Annotated in this window: 34 protein-coding genes; all 34 read left to right on the top strand. The window is 65.0% G+C overall.

Features of this window, described 5'->3' with window-relative positions; translation table 11 throughout:
* Positions 1–10: 10 nt before the first annotated feature.
* The 34 genes from QOL57_RS01415 (at position 11) to QOL57_RS01250 (ending at position 18,898) form a co-directional block, all read left to right on the top strand.
* Entirely contained in the window at positions 11–886 is an 876-nt protein-coding gene (locus tag QOL57_RS01415) for a helix-turn-helix domain-containing protein (RefSeq protein ID WP_244900802.1), read from the top strand.
* Positions 852–1,454, top strand: coding sequence for a hypothetical protein (locus QOL57_RS01410; RefSeq protein WP_244900804.1), 603 nt, complete (start codon positions 852–854; stop codon positions 1,452–1,454). The genes QOL57_RS01415 and QOL57_RS01410 overlap by 35 nt, the downstream gene beginning before the upstream one ends.
* 189 nt (positions 1,455–1,643) lie before the next feature.
* Positions 1,644–1,862, top strand: coding sequence for a hypothetical protein (locus QOL57_RS01405; RefSeq protein ID WP_089240696.1), 219 nt, complete (start codon positions 1,644–1,646; stop codon positions 1,860–1,862).
* Positions 1,820–2,236, top strand: coding sequence for a Ref family recombination enhancement nuclease (locus tag QOL57_RS01400; protein WP_244900806.1), 417 nt, complete (start codon positions 1,820–1,822; stop codon positions 2,234–2,236). The genes QOL57_RS01405 and QOL57_RS01400 overlap by 43 nt, the downstream gene beginning before the upstream one ends.
* Positions 2,229–2,732, top strand: a complete 504-nt coding sequence (locus tag QOL57_RS01395; protein WP_089240700.1) for a hypothetical protein — start codon at positions 2,229–2,231, stop codon at positions 2,730–2,732. The genes QOL57_RS01400 and QOL57_RS01395 overlap by 8 nt, the downstream gene beginning before the upstream one ends.
* The gene (locus tag QOL57_RS01390) at positions 2,729–3,067 is read left to right on the top strand and encodes a Lar family restriction alleviation protein (RefSeq protein WP_157803074.1); all 339 of its coding nucleotides are present in this window, start codon (positions 2,729–2,731) and stop codon (positions 3,065–3,067) included. Before QOL57_RS01395 ends, QOL57_RS01390 begins: the two co-directional genes overlap by 4 nt.
* Positions 3,067–3,276, top strand: coding sequence for a hypothetical protein (locus tag QOL57_RS01385; protein ID WP_089240704.1), 210 nt, complete (start codon positions 3,067–3,069; stop codon positions 3,274–3,276). The genes QOL57_RS01390 and QOL57_RS01385 overlap by 1 nt, the downstream gene beginning before the upstream one ends.
* Positions 3,276–3,599, top strand: a complete 324-nt coding sequence (locus QOL57_RS01380) for a hypothetical protein (RefSeq protein ID WP_089240706.1) — start codon at positions 3,276–3,278, stop codon at positions 3,597–3,599. The genes QOL57_RS01385 and QOL57_RS01380 overlap by 1 nt, the downstream gene beginning before the upstream one ends.
* Positions 3,596–3,829, top strand: coding sequence for a hypothetical protein (locus QOL57_RS01375; protein ID WP_089240708.1), 234 nt, complete (start codon positions 3,596–3,598; stop codon positions 3,827–3,829). Before QOL57_RS01380 ends, QOL57_RS01375 begins: the two co-directional genes overlap by 4 nt.
* On the top strand, positions 3,819–4,232 hold the full coding sequence (locus tag QOL57_RS01370; protein WP_089240710.1) for a hypothetical protein: 414 nt from the start codon (positions 3,819–3,821) through the stop codon (positions 4,230–4,232). Before QOL57_RS01375 ends, QOL57_RS01370 begins: the two co-directional genes overlap by 11 nt.
* Positions 4,229–4,954, top strand: a complete 726-nt coding sequence (locus QOL57_RS01365; protein ID WP_089240712.1) for a hypothetical protein — start codon at positions 4,229–4,231, stop codon at positions 4,952–4,954. Before QOL57_RS01370 ends, QOL57_RS01365 begins: the two co-directional genes overlap by 4 nt.
* A complete protein-coding gene (locus tag QOL57_RS01360; protein WP_141134262.1) occupies positions 4,930–5,727 on the top strand; it encodes a hypothetical protein in 798 nt (265 codons plus the stop codon). The genes QOL57_RS01365 and QOL57_RS01360 overlap by 25 nt, the downstream gene beginning before the upstream one ends.
* A 102-nt stretch (positions 5,728–5,829) precedes the next feature.
* On the top strand, positions 5,830–6,495 hold the full coding sequence (locus tag QOL57_RS01355) for a glycoside hydrolase family 19 protein (RefSeq protein ID WP_089240716.1): 666 nt from the start codon (positions 5,830–5,832) through the stop codon (positions 6,493–6,495).
* Positions 6,492–6,809 (top strand): hypothetical protein, encoded by a 318-nt coding sequence (locus tag QOL57_RS01350; protein ID WP_089240718.1) that lies wholly within the window; start codon positions 6,492–6,494, stop codon positions 6,807–6,809. Before QOL57_RS01355 ends, QOL57_RS01350 begins: the two co-directional genes overlap by 4 nt.
* 5 nt (positions 6,810–6,814) lie before the next feature.
* Positions 6,815–7,081: a hypothetical protein gene (locus tag QOL57_RS01345; protein WP_141134263.1), complete on the top strand. Its 267-nt coding sequence runs from the start codon at positions 6,815–6,817 to the stop codon at positions 7,079–7,081.
* Complete coding sequence (locus QOL57_RS01340) at positions 7,068–7,502, top strand: hypothetical protein (protein WP_089240722.1); 435 nt, start codon at positions 7,068–7,070, stop codon at positions 7,500–7,502. The genes QOL57_RS01345 and QOL57_RS01340 overlap by 14 nt, the downstream gene beginning before the upstream one ends.
* Positions 7,478–7,780, top strand: a complete 303-nt coding sequence (locus QOL57_RS01335) for a hypothetical protein (RefSeq protein WP_089240724.1) — start codon at positions 7,478–7,480, stop codon at positions 7,778–7,780. The genes QOL57_RS01340 and QOL57_RS01335 overlap by 25 nt, the downstream gene beginning before the upstream one ends.
* Positions 7,777–8,076 carry a hypothetical protein gene (locus tag QOL57_RS01330; RefSeq protein ID WP_089240726.1) on the top strand — a complete coding sequence of 100 codons (300 nt, stop codon included), beginning with the start codon at positions 7,777–7,779 and terminating at the stop codon, positions 8,074–8,076. Before QOL57_RS01335 ends, QOL57_RS01330 begins: the two co-directional genes overlap by 4 nt.
* Positions 8,076–8,291, top strand: a complete 216-nt coding sequence (locus tag QOL57_RS01325) for a hypothetical protein (RefSeq protein ID WP_089240728.1) — start codon at positions 8,076–8,078, stop codon at positions 8,289–8,291. Before QOL57_RS01330 ends, QOL57_RS01325 begins: the two co-directional genes overlap by 1 nt.
* 121 nt (positions 8,292–8,412) lie before the next feature.
* Entirely contained in the window at positions 8,413–8,655 is a 243-nt protein-coding gene (locus tag QOL57_RS01320; RefSeq protein ID WP_198512182.1) for an HNH endonuclease signature motif containing protein, read from the top strand.
* A gap of 102 nt (positions 8,656–8,757) precedes the next feature.
* Positions 8,758–9,183, top strand: a complete 426-nt coding sequence (locus tag QOL57_RS01315) for a hypothetical protein (protein WP_089240732.1) — start codon at positions 8,758–8,760, stop codon at positions 9,181–9,183.
* On the top strand, positions 9,116–10,870 hold the full coding sequence (locus tag QOL57_RS01310; protein ID WP_089240734.1) for a terminase TerL endonuclease subunit: 1,755 nt from the start codon (positions 9,116–9,118) through the stop codon (positions 10,868–10,870). Before QOL57_RS01315 ends, QOL57_RS01310 begins: the two co-directional genes overlap by 68 nt.
* Positions 10,867–11,436 (top strand): HK97 family phage prohead protease, encoded by a 570-nt coding sequence (locus tag QOL57_RS01305; RefSeq protein ID WP_089240736.1) that lies wholly within the window; start codon positions 10,867–10,869, stop codon positions 11,434–11,436. Before QOL57_RS01310 ends, QOL57_RS01305 begins: the two co-directional genes overlap by 4 nt.
* 106 nt (positions 11,437–11,542) lie before the next feature.
* Positions 11,543–12,982 carry a phage major capsid protein gene (locus QOL57_RS01300; RefSeq protein ID WP_198512183.1) on the top strand — a complete coding sequence of 480 codons (1,440 nt, stop codon included), beginning with the start codon at positions 11,543–11,545 and terminating at the stop codon, positions 12,980–12,982.
* Positions 12,983–13,057: 75 nt separating this feature from the next.
* Entirely contained in the window at positions 13,058–13,321 is a 264-nt protein-coding gene (locus QOL57_RS01295; RefSeq protein WP_089240740.1) for a hypothetical protein, read from the top strand.
* Complete coding sequence (locus QOL57_RS01290) at positions 13,321–14,757, top strand: phage portal protein (protein ID WP_176429878.1); 1,437 nt, start codon at positions 13,321–13,323, stop codon at positions 14,755–14,757. The genes QOL57_RS01295 and QOL57_RS01290 overlap by 1 nt, the downstream gene beginning before the upstream one ends.
* Positions 14,750–15,616 (top strand): hypothetical protein, encoded by an 867-nt coding sequence (locus QOL57_RS01285; RefSeq protein WP_089240742.1) that lies wholly within the window; start codon positions 14,750–14,752, stop codon positions 15,614–15,616. Before QOL57_RS01290 ends, QOL57_RS01285 begins: the two co-directional genes overlap by 8 nt.
* Positions 15,609–16,004: a phage head-tail connector protein gene (locus tag QOL57_RS01280; RefSeq protein WP_089240744.1), complete on the top strand. Its 396-nt coding sequence runs from the start codon at positions 15,609–15,611 to the stop codon at positions 16,002–16,004. The genes QOL57_RS01285 and QOL57_RS01280 overlap by 8 nt, the downstream gene beginning before the upstream one ends.
* A complete protein-coding gene (locus tag QOL57_RS01275) occupies positions 16,004–16,345 on the top strand; it encodes a phage head closure protein (protein ID WP_089240746.1) in 342 nt (113 codons plus the stop codon). Before QOL57_RS01280 ends, QOL57_RS01275 begins: the two co-directional genes overlap by 1 nt.
* Entirely contained in the window at positions 16,342–16,845 is a 504-nt protein-coding gene (locus QOL57_RS01270) for a hypothetical protein (protein ID WP_089240748.1), read from the top strand. The genes QOL57_RS01275 and QOL57_RS01270 overlap by 4 nt, the downstream gene beginning before the upstream one ends.
* Positions 16,826–17,383: a methyltransferase domain-containing protein gene (locus QOL57_RS01265; RefSeq protein ID WP_089240750.1), complete on the top strand. Its 558-nt coding sequence runs from the start codon at positions 16,826–16,828 to the stop codon at positions 17,381–17,383. Before QOL57_RS01270 ends, QOL57_RS01265 begins: the two co-directional genes overlap by 20 nt.
* Entirely contained in the window at positions 17,377–18,057 is a 681-nt protein-coding gene (locus QOL57_RS01260) for a glycosyltransferase family A protein (RefSeq protein ID WP_089240752.1), read from the top strand. The genes QOL57_RS01265 and QOL57_RS01260 overlap by 7 nt, the downstream gene beginning before the upstream one ends.
* Complete coding sequence (locus tag QOL57_RS01255) at positions 18,054–18,545, top strand: hypothetical protein (protein WP_089240754.1); 492 nt, start codon at positions 18,054–18,056, stop codon at positions 18,543–18,545. Before QOL57_RS01260 ends, QOL57_RS01255 begins: the two co-directional genes overlap by 4 nt.
* Complete coding sequence (locus tag QOL57_RS01250; protein ID WP_089240756.1) at positions 18,545–18,898, top strand: DUF3168 domain-containing protein; 354 nt, start codon at positions 18,545–18,547, stop codon at positions 18,896–18,898. The genes QOL57_RS01255 and QOL57_RS01250 overlap by 1 nt, the downstream gene beginning before the upstream one ends.
* The last annotated feature ends 11 nt before the right edge of the window (positions 18,899–18,909 follow it).

Here is an 18,909-nt window from a genome sequence, read left to right as displayed (position 1 = left end):
AGTTACAGGCATGGTCTTCGACCGCTACCCGAACGGCGGTGGCGAGATGCTGCTGGCATTGGCGCTCGCCGACCATGCGCACGATGACGGCACGCACATCTTCCCGTCTATTGCCCGCCTTGCCGAGAAGACCCGTCAGTCCGAACGTTCGGTCCAGTACCAGCTGCGCCGCATGGAGCAATCCGGGTGGTTGGTGCTGGTCAACGCCGGCATCGGCGGGCGCCGCAGCGGGTTCGGTGAAGGGGGTCGTACCCGCCAGTATCGGATCAACCCTGAATGGATGAAGGGTGCAGATATTGCACCCTTTGCGAAGGGTGCAAAACAGGCCCTTGAAGGGTGCAAAACGACGCAGGAAAGGGTGCAAAACGGCGTCGAAAAGGGTGCAACAGCTATTGCACCCGAACCAAGAGCAACCAAAAGCAACCAAGAGCAACCCTCACAGCGCGAGTGTGAGCGCGAGGCCGATCCGCTGGCGCTGACCGTCGAGCAGGTCGAGCGCGAGCTGGCCGGTTTCGGCAGCGCGCCGCCCGGCGTCGACCGTGAGCAGCTGGCCCGGTTCGTCCGCCACCGCGCTGCGATCCGCCGCCCGCTGTCCGTCCAGGGCTGGCTGCAGGTCCGCCAGCAGTTGGTCGCGCTGATCGCCGCCGGCCACGACCCGAACGAATCCCTGAAGCAGACCATGGCCGCCGGCCTGGCGCTGCCCGTGATCCCTGTCGCCCAGCAATCCGCAGGAGCAACCCATGCAAGCCCTCAACACGGTTCTGCCGACCGCACCGAACAGCTTGAGCAGCAGTTCTACGCCCAACGCCGAGGCGGTGGCCACGGTTGCGGTTCTGGCTTCGAGCCAGCCGATGTCGTCGACGCCGAGTTCGCCGTCGTCGGGTGAGGCGCTGAACGAACAGCAGACGGCGTACCTGTGGGAATTCTGGAAGCAGATGACGGCCATGTTCCCGGGGAAGTGGGAGCGCGAGAACGGCGCTGCCCCGCTGAAGAAGGACGGCAGCCTGACCATCGCCGCGAGCACGTGGTTCCAGGTGTTGAAGGGACGCAGCCGGGCCCAGCACGCGCGCGGGATGGCCTGCTGCCTGAGCGAGGGCAGGGAGTGGCCGCCGAACCCGCCGAGGTTCCTGACGATGTGCCTGGACATTCCGGTCATGGCGGCGGTGGAGCGGGAGATGGCACCGGGCCGACCGCAGAGCGGCTTCACGGTGCTGGTGCGTTCGCTGCTGGACCTGCACGTCTACGCCAGCGCCGACACGGGCTACCAGCAGCGCCAGATGCTGGGCGAGGCCTACGAACGGGCAGTGCGCCACGTGGTCGACGGAAAGCCGGTGCCAGAGCCGGTGCTGGCAATCGAACAGGAGAAGCACGGCGTTCGGCCCGTCCGCGATCGCGAGTCGGCGCGCGCTGCGATGGAACGGGCCGCTGCCGAACTGAACTTCGATGGTGACTGAAGCGGAACTGGCCCAGGCCGAGCAGGCCGGGAGCTGGGCGCGGGACGCCTGCCGGGATAGGGAGTCGGCACCGCGCTACGAGATGGGGCAGGACGGCGTCAGGCGCCGGCGGCGCTGGCAGGCCGGATGGGATAAGCGGGACCAGGAACTGAGCGCGGCACGCCGCACCACGATGAGGAAGAAGCGCTGATGGACTTCACCAGCTACACAACGCGGAGCAGGTTCGCCAAGGATATTAACGCCGGGTACTCGGCGCGTCTGAATGGTCTGCGCCTGAGCGAGAACCCGCACCTGGTCTGGATCGAATGCGAGACCGAGGACGGCGCCAATCGTAGGGCGGGGCCGCTGAGTGAGAAGGCGCAAGCATGGCAGCACGGTTGGTGGCTGGCCGACCAGGGCGCGCGCTGATGCGGTCGAAAACGCCGCCACCGACGAAAGAAGAAGCGCGCCGGATTCGAAAGGCGAAGGTCGGGCCCTGCATGGTCTGCCTTCTTCTCTACACGCGGAACCTGCTCCCAAAGCACCGCGTGGTGTACGGCTGCGACTACCACCACTGCAAGTCAGGAAACATCCGGCGCGGCCATGCCTTCGGCTTCGCCATGTGCCAATGGCATCACGAGCGCATCCCGCAGGAGGGGAGGTCGTTCGCATGGATGTCCGAGGTTTACGGCTGGAGCCTGAAAGACGGGTCCAGGACCTTCCACGAAATGTACTGCTCCGACGACGAACTGATCGCCCAGCAGACCTATGTGAACCATCTCAGGAGAAGCACCCATGGCTAAGCCGAATGGCCTGTCCGAACAAGTCCGCTGCCTGTTTGAGGACCGCAAGAAGGAGTCGCTCACGCCCCATCGTGTGTTCGAGTTGATGGGCGTGGCCGGCGTGACCAAGACCGCTGAGCGGAACTCCGTTCGCGACGTGCTCACCTGGTTGGTTCGTTGCGGATACCTGATCAAGACGGGCCACCGCGCGACGGCGGCATACCACTACAGCGGTCAGGGTATGCGCTTCCAGAAGGCGAGTGCCGACGAGCTGCGGGAACGCCGAATCGAGCGTGGCAGGGCTTACCGTGCAGCACACGGCGCCCAGCCGAGGGAGCTGCGCATCGACAAGATGACGATCAACCGCGCCCGTGTTGACCTGCGTGCTGACCTGATGCCAGCAAGGGCATGGGGGAAGGAGAAGCTGGGGCAGCAGGAGGCCGAGACGGTGGAGCAGTTCGAGGCCCGTGGCGGCCAGGTGCAGCGCCTTCCGGCCAGCTGGGAGCAGGCGGCATGAAGCCTTGCCCCTTCTGCGGTAGCGGTGATGTGGGCGTGGTCGAGTTCCTCGATGGCGAGGGTGATCGGCTGTTCGCAGTTGGTTGCAGCGGCTGCGGCTGCAACGGTGCGCCCCATATCGCGGCGATGGACGACGCCCGTCCGGCCGCTACCGCGTCGTGGGAGCGCCGGACCCCAAAGGTGGAATGGCTGCCCATCTCTTGGGCTCCGCAGGACGGTACGCGGCTGATGCTGTGGGACTCGGTGAGCAAGCGGCCGGTGTTCGGCAGCTGGCGCGGGGACAACCCGGCGATCACGCACTATGCGGCCGAGCCGGCCGGCCCGGAGGTGGCCTGATGGACACCAGATTCCATGTTGGCCAGCTGGTCATGGTGAAAGAGGATCCCGACGTGTTCCCGTTCTGTGGCGAGATTGCGCGCGTGGCTGCTCTCGACGTTCCGTGTATGGACGGTCTAGGCATGGAAGTAGTCAGCGACCACCTGGGGCCGTTCAAGGGCACCTACGAACAGTTTGAGCCAGTCCCTGAAATGGGAGGGAGGCACTGATGGACGCCATCGAGAAGCGGGCGCGGTTTGAGGAATGGGCGAAGGCAAAGGGCCTGATCCGGATTCTGGATGGTGGCCGTTTTGAGTCCAGCAGTCTGGAACTGCTGTTCGAGGCTTTCGCTCAGGGAGCCGCCCTCGCGCCGCCCGAGGGCTACGTGCTGGTGAACCACACGCAGCTTCGCCAGCTACTGCGGGATGTGGTGACAGCCACTGACTTTGTTGGAGGCAGAGCCCAGTCGAAGCCTCTCGCTCGCCGGCTGGCTGACCAGGCCTGGGCACTGATCGAGTCCCCCGTTGGCGCCGCTCGCGCGGAGGTCCCATGAGCCAGCAACCCGCCTATCACCACCACAACCGAGTGCCCGGCTGGCCGGAGTGCGGGCGCCAGAACATCACGCTGACGGCTGCCCTGCGGATGGTCCGCATGTACGGCGACCGCCTCCCCTCGGTTGCCCAGCTTCGGGCGGACTTCGGGGTCAGCCGGGCGACGGCATTTCGTTGGCGTGCGGCCTTCCGCGACGCGATCGAGCAGCAAGAGGCCGCCCATGCAGGCTGAGCGCGCGCTGGAGCTGGTTCTGCCCTGGCCGAGCAAGGATCTATCGCCCAACGCTAGGGTGCACTGGCGCAGGAAGGCTGAAGCCACGGCGTTGGGACGGCAGCTGGGCGCTGTTCGTGCGTACGAGGCGGGGTGGAAGGGTATGAAGCTACCGCCGGGCCGCCTGCATCTCTGGCTCGACTTTTACCAAGCGCCAGGGAAGGCCCTGCCGGACGACGACAACATGATCCGCAGGTTTAAGCCGTATCGCGACGGTATCGCCCAGGTTCTCGGCATAGACGACAGGCGATTCGTCATCCACCCATACGTGCACGACGAGCGCCGGGCTGGCGGCCAGGTGGTGGTGCGGATCACGGGCGGGCCGGCGGCGGCCGGCCATTCAACAACAGGGGAACGGACATGAATCCACGAGAGACGATGGCGCGCCTTGGCACGAGCACGGTGAAGTTCGATATCGGCCGCGGCGGTGGCAAGCCGGACCTGACCAACCAGGACATCGCAGCGGCGCTCGGCATGGTGCCGGCTGGCCTTGGCCGGGAGCTGCTGGAGGCCTGCTGGTGGCCGGATGGAGCCGCACTGCGCCGGCACAAGCTGCGGGACGCGGTGATTGCCCTGGTGACGCCGGAGCTGCAGCGGCAGCAGCGACGCCTCGCGGAGGCCCGCACGGATCTCGGCCTGGCGGAGGTCTGCATGGGCTGGGGTGGCGCGGCGACGGCGGAGCAACGGGCGAACCGTGATGCCGCCCAGCAGCGGCTGGGCCGGGTAAAGACGCAGTGCTGGCCGATCAGCACCCTGGAGTCGCTGCCGACGCTGGCCGGTGCGGTGATCGGGGAGATTGCGAAGCGCCCGCATTGCCCGGCCTGTGAGGGTAGGGGGCAGGCGATGCTGGGGGAGCTGCTGGTGCCGTGCAAGGGGTGCGGCGGATCGGGGCTCGGCCCGGTCAGCGATCGACGGCGGGCTGCTGCCATCGGCCGGGATGAGTCCAGTTACAGAGAACGCTGGCGTGGCGTGTACGAGTGGCTGCTGGATAGAATGACGGAAGCGGAACAGGAAGCGGCTGCCGCTTTGGCCATGTCGCTCTGTGACATTTCGGAGGTCGCTTGCTCTCGACAGATCGCTTATTGAAATGGCTTGCGTATGCCGAAGCCAACGCGGTTCCCGACCGCATACCGCGCACTGGTCCAGCCGGAGAGGCTGTCCGAGGTGTGAGCGTAATGCTTAAAGTTGGCGATGACCTTTTGTTGTATCGACGGCTTGAGAATGGTCGAGTAGTTTGCCTATCCCTTGATGAGGAAGGCCACTTCGGGCCAGAAAGGGAAATCAGCATCCACGAGGCATGGTTGGCTAAGCCGAGAATTGACGAGTATCTCGGACTCGTACAGCTCACCTTCAATGACTGGGAGAGTTTCGCTCTCGAGCGGCGATATCGCTGGGGACGAATCCGAATCCGCATATTGCGTTTGATCAGAGCAGCGCGTTCCAAATTGGACCGTTACAGGAAGACGACTGCTGTGGAGCGCTATACCGTGCTCAACACCGTCAAAACCCTGCGAGTCGGAGATAACCACCCGACGGCTTGGGACGTAGCGAGTAAGCTGCTGGGGCAATTCTGGACCGACAATGTCGATGCGTTTGACCGGCTTGATCAGGTGGAGGCTATGTTGGACGCCTTGGAGGAATTGGGTGAAGTGAAGAAGAACGGCGCTCGCTACCTGGTCACGGGCAAGGGGATTGCAAGTTTGTCCCAGTACGAAGAGGAGGAGCGGAAGCATCGCGAGTCGATGAAGAACCAAAATGCTATCCGTTGGCTCACGGTGATTATGGCCATCGCAGCGCTGTTGCAGGCGAAGGTGATCAACCTGCCTGCTCTGCTCAACATCAAGGCATGGCCTTGGTGAAGTGCGGGGTTGATACCCCCGCACTTTTCCCGCTATTTTTCTACCATCGCGCACGACCTAACCCCGGCCACCCCGCCGGGGTTTTTCATTTCCGGACCCGCCATGATCCTGACCGCCTCGACAATCCAGCAGGCGGTTGGCTGCAGTGCCGCCGTTGCTGCCCAGTGGGCCCAGCCCCTGACCGACGCCTGCAATGCGTTTGCCATCAGCACAGCGAAGCGGGTGGCCGCATTCCTGGCGCAGGTGGGGCATGAGTCGGGCGGTCTGACTCGCGTTGTGGAGGGCTTGAACTACGGGGCACAGGGATTGGCCGACACCTGGCCGAGCCGATACGCGGTCGATCCCAAGGCCAAGCCGAAGAAGCCGAACGAACTGGCGCGCGCGCTGGAGCGGAAGCCGGTGGCCATCGCCAACAACGCCTATGCAAACCGCTTGGGGAATGGGTCCGAGGCCAGTGGAGACGGCTACCGCTACCGTGGTCGGGGGCCGATCCAGAACACTGGCCGCGCCAACTACGCAGCGATCCGTGACGCACTGCGCGCCAAGGGCATCAAGGGTGTTCCGGACTTCGAAGCCCAGCCCGAGGCGCTGGAGCTGCCGAAGTGGGGCGCTCTCGCAGCGGGTGCCTTCTGGGACGCGCGAAACCTCAACAAGCTGGCCGACGCCGGCCGATTCGACGAGATCACCGAAAGAGTCAATGGCGGCCAGACCGGCGCGGCAGACCGTCGGGCACGGTATGCGCGCGCGCTGAAGGCGCTGGCCGCATGACGATGGAAGCCCAGCCGAGCCAGGACGGCCGAATCCGCATCTCCCTAGGACCGGTGGAAAAGTGGATTGTTGGCGCCTTCGCCAGCTTCACGATAGCCGGTGGCATCTGGCTGGTCAGCTCCATGCAGGCAGTGCTCACCCAGCAGCAGGTCACGAACCAGCAGATGACCACGGTGCAGCAGCAGCTGCAAACCATCAACACCCAGCTGGCGGACGTGCCGGCACTGAAGCTCGAACTGGCCAAGCAGGCCGTGCAGGTCGAGCAGAACAAACAGGACATCCGCGAGCTGAAGCAGCTCAGGGGGCTGAAGTGAAGAAGATGAAACTCACCAGCGACCGGCGCCATTTCTGGCGGCTCTGGTCGGTTCGCCTGTCGCTACTGGCGGGCGTAATCAGTGCAACCGCGCTGGGGATCATCGCTGCATATGCCCTCCTGCCTGCAGACTGGCTGCCGGAGGTGCATGCCGGATTCAAGCAGACCGTGGCCTACAGCGCCCTGGCATCGGCTGGCGTGACCTCGTTCCTCGCTGCAGTGTCGCGCATCTTCGTTCAGCCCAAGCTGGGTGGCAGGCATGCTGATTCCTGATCCGATCCGGCCGTATGCGGTCCTGATCCGCTGGGGTCTGGTGGCGTTGCTCGCCGGCGGCCTGTATGTGTCCGGCTGTCAGCGTGGCGAGAGCCGCCAGGCCGCGCAGGACCAGGCCAGCATCGCCAGGACCGAGAAGCAGCGCGACGACGCCCAGGCGGAAGCTGCAGAGAACCTGCGCGCAGCCAATGCCGCCGGTCAGCTGCTGCAGGAAGTGAACCGCCAGACCCAGCGCGCAATCGACGAGGCCACCCGCCAGCAGCAGGCAGCCAAGGAGGCGGCCCGCCTTGCCGAGGCAGCCGCAGCCCAGACCCAGCGCCGCGCTACCCAGGCCGAGCAGGCCCTGCAGGCAGCCAAGACCCAGCCGGGATGCCGGCAGCAGTTGGAGCAGACCCTATGCGACGCCATTCCGTTGCTGTGATCCTGGCTGCGGCCCTGCCGCTGTGCGGGTTCGGCAGCTGCAGCAAGGCCCAGAAGCCCGACATCCCGCAGACCGTGTACGTCACCGTCGAGCGCACCGTGGCCGTGCCGGCGGCCCTGACCACCCGCTGCCCGGTGAAGCGCGCAACCCAGCGGACCATCGAGAGCGTGGTGTCAGCCTACAACGCCAACGTGCTCAGCCTTGAGCAGTGCAACAACCAGCTGGGCGCCATCGAGAAGCTGGATCAGGCCAACGAACAGAAGCAGGTGAAGCCATGAAGGATCCGCTGATTCTCCAGTTCCGAGCGGATGCAACGGAGCCAACCCCCGCAGGATTGACGCTGCTTCGGTCTCGCCTCGCCGAGGCGTTTCCGGACCGCGCTGTTGTTCTCCTTCCGTGCGGCATGGAGGTTGCGCCTGGCAGCCAAGAGTCACTACTGGAGATCAACGGAAAGCTCGATGCTCTGTTGACGGCACTGGCAGCTGAGGGCGAGGACGGGCAGGACGAACCCTCCCGCAGCCTGGACGGTGAGCTGGTTCCCGGTGAGCGCGACCAGTCGCAGAGCCTCGGCTGATGGCCACACCAGATCACGTTCACACCCGCGATGACGGCCGTGGCCGCCGCAAGGTGGTAGTGAATGGAATGGTTGTGGAGCAGGTCTTCTATGCGGATACGCGAAAGGGCATCGTGCGCTTCTACGAGAAGCCCCTGCGCATCCACAAGCACGGCAAGCGAGCCATCAGCAGGACCCTTCGCGGAAAGGTCGAAGTGGAGTTCCCTGATGGCTAGGTTCCCAGGTCGTCACCGTCCGATGCCTCAGCTGGCACCTGTCCATGTTGCCCAAGCCGCGCCAGAGAACTACGGCAAAGGTCGAGGTGGTAGGCCTTGGCGCCGTAAGCGTGACGCGGTGATGCAGCGTGACAAGTACCTGTGCCAGCCCTGCCGGCACGCCGGTCGGATCGCCCAAGCCGATGAGGTGGACCACATCGTGCCGCAAGCCGAGGGTGGCACCGACACGATGGACAACCTGCAGGCGATCTGCATCCGCTGCCACGACGTGAAGACGAAGGCTGAGGCGGCCAGAGGTGCGAATCGTTCGCATCCACGGCGCGGACGCAATGTAACAAATGAGAATGATTCGCAACAAAAATGAAGGGGGGAGGGGAAAAAGTTTGAGGCGATGCCCTCGGACACCGGCCGCTCAGTCGTTTTTTTGCACCGTCAATTCAGAAAATTCAGTTTTTGAGGGTTCCACATGTCCCGTCCCCGCAAGCCGACCGCATTGAAGGTGGTGGCCGGCACGGACCGGCCCGACCGAGCAGCCCCCGCAGCTGCTGAACTCCCCCTAGTGTCCGACGTGCCACCCGCTCCGGACTGGCTCCCGAACGCTCACGCACACAAGGAATGGGAGCGACTAGCTCCGATCCTCCACGCCAACAAGTTGCTGACCGAGGCTGGATTGTCAGCGCTCGGCCAGCTCTGCGCTCTGCATGGCAAGACTGTCCAGCTCTACGCCGCGGGCGAAGCTCCGGTCGCATCGATGGTCGCCCAGCTTCGCGGACTGATGAATGACTTCGGCCTGACGCCCATAGCGCAGGGAAAGGTGAAACCGAATGGCGACACGGAAAAGCCGGGCAACGCGTTCGCCGCGCTCGGAAAGCCCCGCGCCGCCGGCAAGTGACTACGTTGATGTAGCGGTTGAGTATGCAAAGAGGGCAGCGGCGGATCGTGGAGGCAAGTTCGGCCGGCTGATCAAGCTGGCGGCGAAACGGTTCCTGGATGACCTGAAGAGAGCCAAGAAGAAGGGAAGCCCCTTCACATTCTCGCGCGACCACGCCAACCACGCCTGCAGCTGGATAGAACTACTGCCGCACGTTGAAGGAAAGTGGGAGACGCCAGAGATCCGGCTTCATCCGTCCCATGTTTGGTTCGTGGTCCAACTCTTTGGTTTTCGCAAGGCTGACGGAACGCGTCGCTTCACTTCAGCGCTGTTCGCGGTAGCACGTAAGAACGCGAAGTCGACGTTGTCGGCGGCGATCCTGCTGTACTGCGAATGCTGCGAAGAGGAAGAAGGCGCCCAGGTCATCTCGGCCGCCACCACCGGTAGCCAGGCTCGAATCATCTTCAACGTGGCCAAGCGGATGGCCGAGAAGAAGGCTGATCTGCGCGAAGCCTACGGACTGGAGTGTTGGGCAAACGCTATCAGCCGAGTAGAAACCGGCGCGACCTTCAAACCGATCAACGCCAAGGCCTCGACGCAGGATGGTCTGAACCCGTCCCATGTCGGCCTCGACGAGATCCACGCGCACAAGACGCCTGATCTGCTGAACGTTCTGCAATCGGCCGCCGGTGCTCGGCGGAATCCTCTGTGGTTGTTCACCACCACCGAGGGCTACGCGAATCCCGGCCCATGGTCGGAGATTCGGCAGTTCGCGACACAGCTTCTGGAGGGGGTGTTCGGCGACGCGGCCGATCACTTCCTGGCCATCTTTTTCGCGGTTGACAAGGACGACGGCGACTTCGACGAGAAGGCCTGGCACAAGGCCAACCCGTTGATGGACGTCAATCCCCATCTGCTGGCGGCGATCAGGAAGGAATCCATCGAGGCGAAGGCGATGCCTTCGAAGCTCGCTGAGTTCCAAATCAAGCGGCTTAACCGTCCTGCTGCTGCAGCGAATGGCTTCATCCTGCTGCCGAAGTGGAACGCCTGCCATGGCGCAGTCGACCTGGAGGCGCTGAAGGACGTTCCCTGCTGGGGTGGGCTCGACCTCGCCAGTACGCGCGACCTTGCATCGCTGCGATTGGTCTGGCGCTTGGACGACAAGATCATCACATGGGGCCGTCGCTGGGTTCCAGAGTCCGCAGTGGCGCAGCGAACCGAGCGCGGAACGGTTCCGTATGCAGGTTGGGTAGCAGCCGGCTTGCTGGAGCAAACCGAGGGCGAGGTCACCGACTACGCGGTGATCGAGAAGGCGGTTCTGGATGTCCACGAGCGGTTCAACCTGCAGTCGCTGGCGTTCGACCGCTGGAACGCGACCGAGATGGTCAGCAGGCTGGTTGCCGCGGAGGTTCCGTTGGTTGAATTCATCCAGGGCACGAAGTCCTACCACCCAGCGATGGTGGACCTGGAGCGGGCCTACATCAGCAAGCGATTGGTGCACGACGGCGACCCGGTGCTCGCGTGGTGCGCGGCGAATCTCGTCGCGCGCAAGGACGTGAACCTGAACATGGCGCCGGACAAGCGCCGATCTGCAGACAAGATCGACGACATGACGGCATTGCTGATGGCCATAGGCATCAGCATCCCGGTCGCAGAAGAGAAGAGCGACAAGAAACTCATCCTCATGACTCTGGGTGGAGCCCGATGAACAACGAGAACCGCGCCTACAGCGTGTTGGAGGTCAAGTCCTACGACGACGACCAGCAGATCATCACCGGCTGGGCGACCACGCCGGAGCCGGATCGCTATGGCGACATCGTCGAGCCGCTGGGCGCCAAGTTCGCCGCCGAGCTGCCGCTGCTGTGGCAGCACCGCCACGACAGCCCGGTGGGCATCGTGAAGTTCGGCAAGCCGACGGCGAAGGGCATCCCGTTCACCGCTAGCGTGGCGAAGATCGCCACCCCCGGCGCGCTGAAGGATCTCTGCGACCTCGCCTGGCAGTCGGTGAAGGAACAGCTGGTGCGCGGCGTGTCGATCGGCTTCCGCGCGCTGGAGTACAGCTACATGGACGGTGGCGGCATCCGCTTCACCGAGACCGAGATCTACGAGCTTTCCCTGGTCACCATTCCGGCCAACGCCGCGGCGACCATCCAGACGATCAAGGCCATGGATACCGGCGCGCGGCGACCGGTGAACTACGGCGTCCCTCTCATCCAGCGCCAGGCGGCAAAGGTCGAACGACCGGCCGACGGCGCGGTGAAGTTGCTGCACTGAAGCACCGGGCCGCATGGCCCTGCGGGGTGGAACCCGCTACCCATCATCTGCAGGCACTGCCCGGCGTGGAATCCGGGCCGAACGGCTGCGCCACAAGGAAACTGTCATGACCCTCGCAGAACAGCTGGAAGCCCTCCGCGCAACCCGCGCCGAGCTGGAAAAGAAACTCAGCACCGTCGTCGAAAAGTCGATGGCCGAGAAGCGCTCGATGAACACTGCCGAGCAGGAAGAGTTCGATGCCATCGGCGACCAGATCAAGAACCTGGACGGTGACATCGAGCGCTTCGATAAGCTGGTGGCGATCCAGGCCAAGTCGGCCAAGCCGGTCGCCCCCATCGCCGACGAGAACGGCAACCGCGTCGCCGGCGGCGAAGGCCGCAGCCTGGAGCCGGTTCAGGTGAAGAACACCCAGAAGCTGGAGAAGGGCATCGAGTTCGCTCGGTATGCCATGTGCCAGCTGAAGGCCAAGGGCAATGCGGAGAAGGCATTCCGCCTCGCCGAACGCCACTTCCCGGAAAGCGATCGCGTCGTGCGCACGCTGAAGGCCCAGGCCGAAGGCGCTGACCTCGAACTGATCATGAAGGCGACGATCGAGGCCGGCACCACGCTGGACCCGACCTTCGCTGCGCCGCTGGTGGACTACCAGAATTTCGCCGGGGATTTCGTCGAGTTCCAGCGTCCGCGCGGCATCATTGGCCAGTTCGGCCAGGGCAACATCCCGGCGCTGAACAGCATTCCGTTCAACGTGCGCATTGCCGGCCAGACCAGCGGTGGCAGCGCCGGCTGGGTGGGTGAAGGTGCTCCGAAGCCGCTCACCGCGTTCGATTTCAACGCGACCGAGCTGCGCTGGGCGAAGGTGGCGGCGATCTCGGTTCTGACCAACGAGCTGATCCGCTTCTCCAGCCCGTCGGCCGAACGACTGGTACGCGATGCGCTGGCCGCTGCCGTGAATGAGCGTCTGGACATCGACTTCGTCAACCCGGCGAAGGCGGCCGTAGCCAACGTGTCCCCGGCGTCGATCACCAACGGCGCGACCGCGATCCCTTCTTCGGGCAACGACGCCGATGCCATCCGTGCGGACCTGAAGGCACTGTGGGCACCATTCATCGCGGCGCGCAATCCGCCGCGCAGTGCGGTGTACATCATGGACAGCACCACCGCGCTGGCCCTGAGCCTGATGCTGAATCCGCTGGGTCAGCCGGAGTTCCCGGGCATCACCATGAACGGTGGCACCTTCAACGGTGTGCCGGTGATCGTGTCCGACTATCTGCCGGTCACCAGCGACGGTGGCATCGTGGTGCTGGTCAACGCCTCCGACATCTGGCTGGCGGACGATGGACAGGTCACGGTCGATGCGTCGCAGGAAGCCTCGCTGCAGATGCTGGACAACCCGACCAACAACTCGGCGACTGGCAGCCCGACCACCATGGTCTCGATGTTCCAGACCAACAGCACCGCGTTCCGCGCAGAGCGCTACATCAACTGGGCGCGTCGTCGCGCGTCCGGTGTGGCGTACTTGACCGGCGTGAGCTGGGGCGGCGCGTAATCCACAGCGATCGACGGCGGTGGGGGCTTCGGCCCCTGCCGCTTTCGTGCGTTTACAGGACCAGGTGAGGACATCATGACCAAGGTCGAAATCGAGAAGCGTGGCAGGGTGGCGAAAGTCCACCCGCGAGTGGCCGACATGCTGGTGCAGCGCCATGGCTACCTGCGCCGCGACATGCAGGCGCAGCAGCCGGCTGGCCCGACGCCGGAAGAACTGGCAGCAGCGCAGCAGAAGGCTGCGGAAGCCAAGGCACGGAAGGCGGCCGAGGCCGCTGCGAAGAAGGCGGCGAAGAAAGCCGAAGCGCAGCAGAAGGCTGCGGAAGCCAAGGGCAAAGACTGATGACCGGATTCTCGCCCCGCGAACTGGCCACTGCGATGGGCGTTCGCCAGCACGGCGTCGAGTACCTGCGGAGCCTGTCGCCCGTCGATGCGCGGCCGGGGCGAGAGGGCTGGCACTCGCTGACCGTGCGTGAGCCGTTTTCCGGCGCATGGCAGCAGAACAAGGAAGAGCGGCACAGCACGATTCTTTGCTACCCGACCCTTTACGCCTGCCTCAACCGCATCGCCTCCGACATCGGCAAGCTGCCGTTCGTGCTGAAGTCTGAGGACGAGAATGGGATCTGGCGGGTCGAGAAGAACAACACCGCCTACTGGCCCGTCCTGCGCAAGCCGAACAACTACCAGATCGCGCAGCAGTTCCGCGCAGCCTGGATGCTGTCAAAGCTGATCCAGGGCAACACCTACGTGCTGAAGGGCCGCGATGAGCGCCGCGTCGTCAACCGGCTATGGGTGCTCGATCCCTGCAGCGTGCAGCCCATGGTGTCCGATAGCGGCGAGGTCTTCTACCAGCTCAACTACAGCACCGGCGAGAATCTGCTGCCGAAGAACTACCCAGGCACGCAACTGATCGTGCCGGCCACCGAGATCATTCACGATCGGATGAACTGCTTCCATCACCAGCTGATCGGCGTGCCGCCGCTGTGTGCGGCGCACTGGCCAGCGGTGAAGAACCTCAAGATCCTGAAGGACTCGACCACCTTCTTCTCCAACGGCGCCAACCCGGGCGGCATCCTGACCGCGCCGGCCGGCATGTCCGACGAGGATGCGCAGGCTGTGAAGGATTACTGGAATAGCAGCTTCCAAGGTTCCAATGCAGGCAAGGTCGCCGTGGTCGGTGCGGACATGAAGTTCACCCCGTTCGCCTTCAAGGCGGCCGATTCGCAGATGGTCGAGCAGATGCGGTACTCCGACGAGCAGGTGTGTCAGCCGTTCGGCATTCCGCCGTTCAAGATCGGCATCGGCTCAATCCCTGCGGGCATGAAGGTCGACGACATCAACCAGCTGTACTACTCGGATGCGCTGCAGGCGCACATCGAGGGCATCGAAGAGCTTCTGGACGAGGGCCTTGGCATCTCCCGCCCGATGGGCGTGGAACTGGATCTGGAGCCGCTGCTGCGAATGGACGTGGGCAAGCAGGCGGACGTGCACACCAAGCTGACCGGTGGTGGCATTGAGACCCCGAACGAGGGCCGGCTTGCGTTCAACCTTCCGCCGCTGGAAGGCGGCGACACCGTCTACATGCAGCAGCAGGACTACCCGCTGGACCAGGTCAGCCAGAACAAGATCAGCGCCGCGCCAGAGCCGCAGCCTGCTGTGCCGGCCACCGACGACGACACGCCGCCTGACGATAGCGACGAACTGCGCGCGCTGCAGCAGGAGAATTTCATGATGAAGGCCCTTCACGCCGCGCGAGCCGAGGTATTCCGCAATGACTGACCCCATCGACTTCGGCAAGGAGATCGGCGGCCTGATCCGCGAGGCGATCGCGCCGGTGAAGCGCGAGCTGCAGGAGCTGCGAGAGCTTGCACCGGAGAAGGGCGATCCCGGGCAGGACGCGGAGCCGGTGGACGTGGATGCGCTGGCCGACCTGGTGGTGGCAAAGCTGCTGGAATCGCCTCGCCTGCTGACGCTGCTCGACGTGGCCACGTCCGATGCGGTTTCCAAGCACTTCGAAGCCAATCCGGTGCAGCACGGCCGCGACGCAGACCCCGCAGTGATCGAGGCAACCGTGAAGGCCGCTGTTGATGCGCTGCCGGTGCCGAAGGATGGCCGGGACGCCGATCCGGTCACCGAGCCGCAGCTGGCCGCAGCGGTCGCCAAGTACCTGACCGAGAACCCTCCGCAGGCCGGTGCAGACGGCGTCGGCCTGGCCGGCGCCATGATCGATCGTGCCGGCGAGCTGGTGATCACCACCACCAAGGGCGAGGCGGTCAGGCTGGGCAAGGTCGTCGGTGAAGATGGCCGGGACGGGCTCAGCTTCGAAACGGCCGCCGGCGAATACGACGCCGAGCGCGGCTTCGTGATTACCTTGGGCGCTGGCGAGCGCCGGGCCGAGCTGGTGCTGCCGTACATGGTGCACCGCGGCTTCCACCGCGACGGCCTGGGCATGAAGGCGGGCCAGTCGGTGACGCACGACGGGGCGCTGTGGATCGCCAAGCGCGATAACGCTTCGCGGCCGTGCCTGGAGAACGCGGATGACTGGATCCTTGCAGCGCGCAAGGGCCGGGACGGAAAGGACGGCAAGAGCGTGCGCGTACCGGCCGAGCCCGTGCAGCTGGGTGGCAGTTATGCATGAGTTCGTCACCCGGGCCGACGCCCGCGAGCAGATGCGCATCGACAGCGACGCCGACGACCGCTGGCTGGCGATCTGGATCCCTGCCGTCTCCGCATCGGTGGCGACCTGGCTGAAACAGGAGTGGCGCCTGTACGTTCTCCAGCGCGATTCGGATGGCGAGCTGGTGCGGGACAGCGCTGGCCGGCCGGTGCCGGCAGAGGACAGCAACGGTGAGCCAATCCTGCATCCTGCGGTGATCGCCGCCACGTTGCTGGAGCTGGCCTCCAAGTACCGCTTCCGGGAAGGCGAGGGCGACAACGTAGTGCCGGCCGATGCTGGCCACGGCTATGTGCTGTCGAAGGCCGCCACCGCGCAGCTGGCGCCCCTGCGCCGTACGACGGTGGCCTGATGAGCAACGTAGCGACTGGCACCCTGCGGCACCGCGTGCTGATCCAGCAGCAGGTGACCTCCAGGGATAGCGATGGCGTGTCGCAGACGGTGTGGGTCGGCGTGGCCACGGTGTGGGCCTCGGTGGAGCCGCTGTCGGCCCGCGAGTTCATCCAGTCCGGGCAGACGCAGGCCGCCGTCACCGCACGGATCACCATGCGCTATCGCGAGGGCATGCTGCCGACGATGCGGCTGGTCCACCGTGGCGAGATCTTCAACATTGCCGGCCTGCTGCCGGACAAGGTATCGGGGCTGGAGTACATCACCATTCCCGTCTCGGCCGGGGTCAACGACGGCCAATGATCGAGATCGACCTTCTTGGACCAGGCCCGAGCGCATCGGCGAGCCTGGCCGAAAGGCTGCGCGGCCGTCGGGTTGGCGTTGTCGGTAACGCCTTCGAGCTGGCGCCTTGGGCGGAGTTCTTGGCTGCCAGCGACGTCCAGTGGTGGGACATGCACCCCGATGCGATGCAATTTCAGGGAGCGCGATACACCGCGCATCGAAAAGCGGGGCTGCAGCAGCTTGCCGGGGCGCGAACCAACTGGAACAGCGGTGTGCTTGGCCTGGCAGTAGCGGCGTCGCTGGGCGCCACGCTGGTGCGCCTCCACGGGTTTGACCTGCACGGCTCCCATTTTTTCGGGCCGTACACCAACGGCCTGCGCAACACCGCGCCATCCCGTCGACAGATCCATCAGCTGCAGTTCGCCCAGTGGGCGAGCCAGAACCCACACGTCCGCGTCGTGAACTGCACGGCCGGCTCAGCTCTCAGGTGCTTTGAATTCGATGAACAGATTGCCGCTTAACTCGGTGCGCGGTCGCATCCGCGCCTACATCGAGAGCCATGCCGGTGCCCTGGGCGATGACGTGCTGGAGGTCGGCAGCCGCATCCATGACCCGGCTGCCTGGTGGTGTACGAACCGCGATCTGGCTACCGGCCAGTGGACCGGCATCGACATGCAGGCAGGCGAGGGCGTCGACCAGGTGGCCGACATCCACGACCTACCGGCCGAATGGACAGGGCGCTTCAGCGGCATCGTGTGCTCGGAAGTGCTGGAGCACGTGGCCAGGCCGTGGCTGGCGCTGCCGGAGCTGCGCCGGGTGCTGCAGCCGGACCGCCTGCTGGTAATCACCACGCTGTTCGCCTTCCCGGAGCACGGCTACCCCGACGACTACTACCGCTACAGCCAGAGCGGCCTGCGGCTGCTGCTGGCCGATGCCGGCTTCAGCGACATCGCCACCGAGTACGCCGGCGAGGTGCCGATTGAACTGAACGACCACGGCGAGCGCGGCGTGGCCCGTCGCCGGTTGCCGATGCACACGTTCGCGGTGGCCCGATGCTGACGCTACTCACGGCCACCGGTGCCCGGCCGGCTGCCTGGGCGCTGTGCGAGCGCTGGATGGCGCGACAGGACTACACCGGCCCGGTGCGCTGGATCATCGTCGACGACGGCCCCGAGCCGCAGCCTGTGACCTTTCGCCGGGATGGCTGGCAGCTGGTGCTGGTCCGGCCTTCGCCGCATTGGGCGCCGGGCCAGAACACGCAGGCTCGCAACCTGTTGAAGGGCCTGGCCGCAGTCGATCCGGCTGACAGCCTGGTGATCATCGAGGACGACGACTGGTATGCGCCGGACTGGCTGACCACGGTTGCCGCCGAGCTACAGCACGCCGAGCTGGTCGGCGAGCACCGCGCCCGCTACTACAACGTGGAGCAGCGCCGCGGCCGACAGCTGGTTAACACCGGCCACGCCAGCCTGTGTTGCACGGCCATGCGCGGCTCGGCGCTGCAGGACTTCGCCGCAGCCTGCCGATCGCGCCCGAAGTTCATCGACCTCGAACTGTGGCGCCGCCCGCGCGACCGGCGCCTGTTCGGTGGCCACCGCGTGGTGGGCATCAAGGGCTTGTCTGGGCGAGGCGGCATCGGCATGGGGCATGACCCCGAGTTCAGAGGCGAGGCCGACGCCAATGGCGCGTTGCTGCGCGACTGGATTGGCGAAGACGCCGAGGTATACCTGTGAAAGTGGAATTTCAGCTCCACGGGTTGGACGGCGTGTTGAGCATCTTGGAGGCACTGCCCGCAGAAGTGGTGAGTAAGCGCGGCGGCCCGGTGAAACTGGCGCTGGCCAAAGGCGCCAGACTGTTGCGCGATCACGCCAAGGACAACTTCCGGCGGTCAGTGGCCGAGGGTGGCGGTGATACCACTGGCACGACTGTGGAACACATCGTGGCCAGCCGAGGCAAAGCGCCCGTTGGCACGAAGGGCGAGCGCCAGCTGGTCAGGGTCAAGCGGCGCAGCTACATCAATGCCAACGGCGCAAAGACCACCACTCTGCGCGCTGCGCAACTGATGGAGTACGGATCAGCTTCGCAGCCTGCCAGACCATGGCTGCGGCCAGCGGTACAGCGCAGAGGCAGCCAAGTGATCGACGTGGTCACTGAGGATTTGCTTAAGCGTTTGGAGCAGGTCACCAAGCGCCTGGCTGCGCAGAATGGAGGAAGCCGCTGATGCTCCCCAAGGTGTTCCGAACGATCCATACGCCAGCCGTGATGGCGATTGCTGAGGACCGCATCGCGCGTCATGGCGAAATCGCGCAGACGGAGAAGCGGCCCTACGTTGTCTGGCAGGTCATTACGGGCTCGGCCTTCGACAACCTGAGTTCCGCGCCAGGCGGTGACTTCACCACAGTCCAGATCGACTGCTACCACGCCAAGGATGAAGGCGTGGAGCAGTTGGCGAACGCCGTACGCGCGGCACTTGATGCCGTCCTGATCGTCAACAGGGTCGCGGTCAACAACCGCGATACCGAAACCAAGCTGTACCGCATCGGCCTCGAAGCCGATTTCATCGACCAGCGCTGAACGCTGGTCAT

Origin of the sequence: Stenotrophomonas sp. yr243 (genome assembly GCF_900184195.1) — a bacterium.
GTDB classification, from domain to species: Bacteria; Pseudomonadota; Gammaproteobacteria; order Xanthomonadales; family Xanthomonadaceae; genus Stenotrophomonas; species Stenotrophomonas lactitubi.
This window is presented reverse-complemented; position numbering and strand designations above follow the sequence as displayed.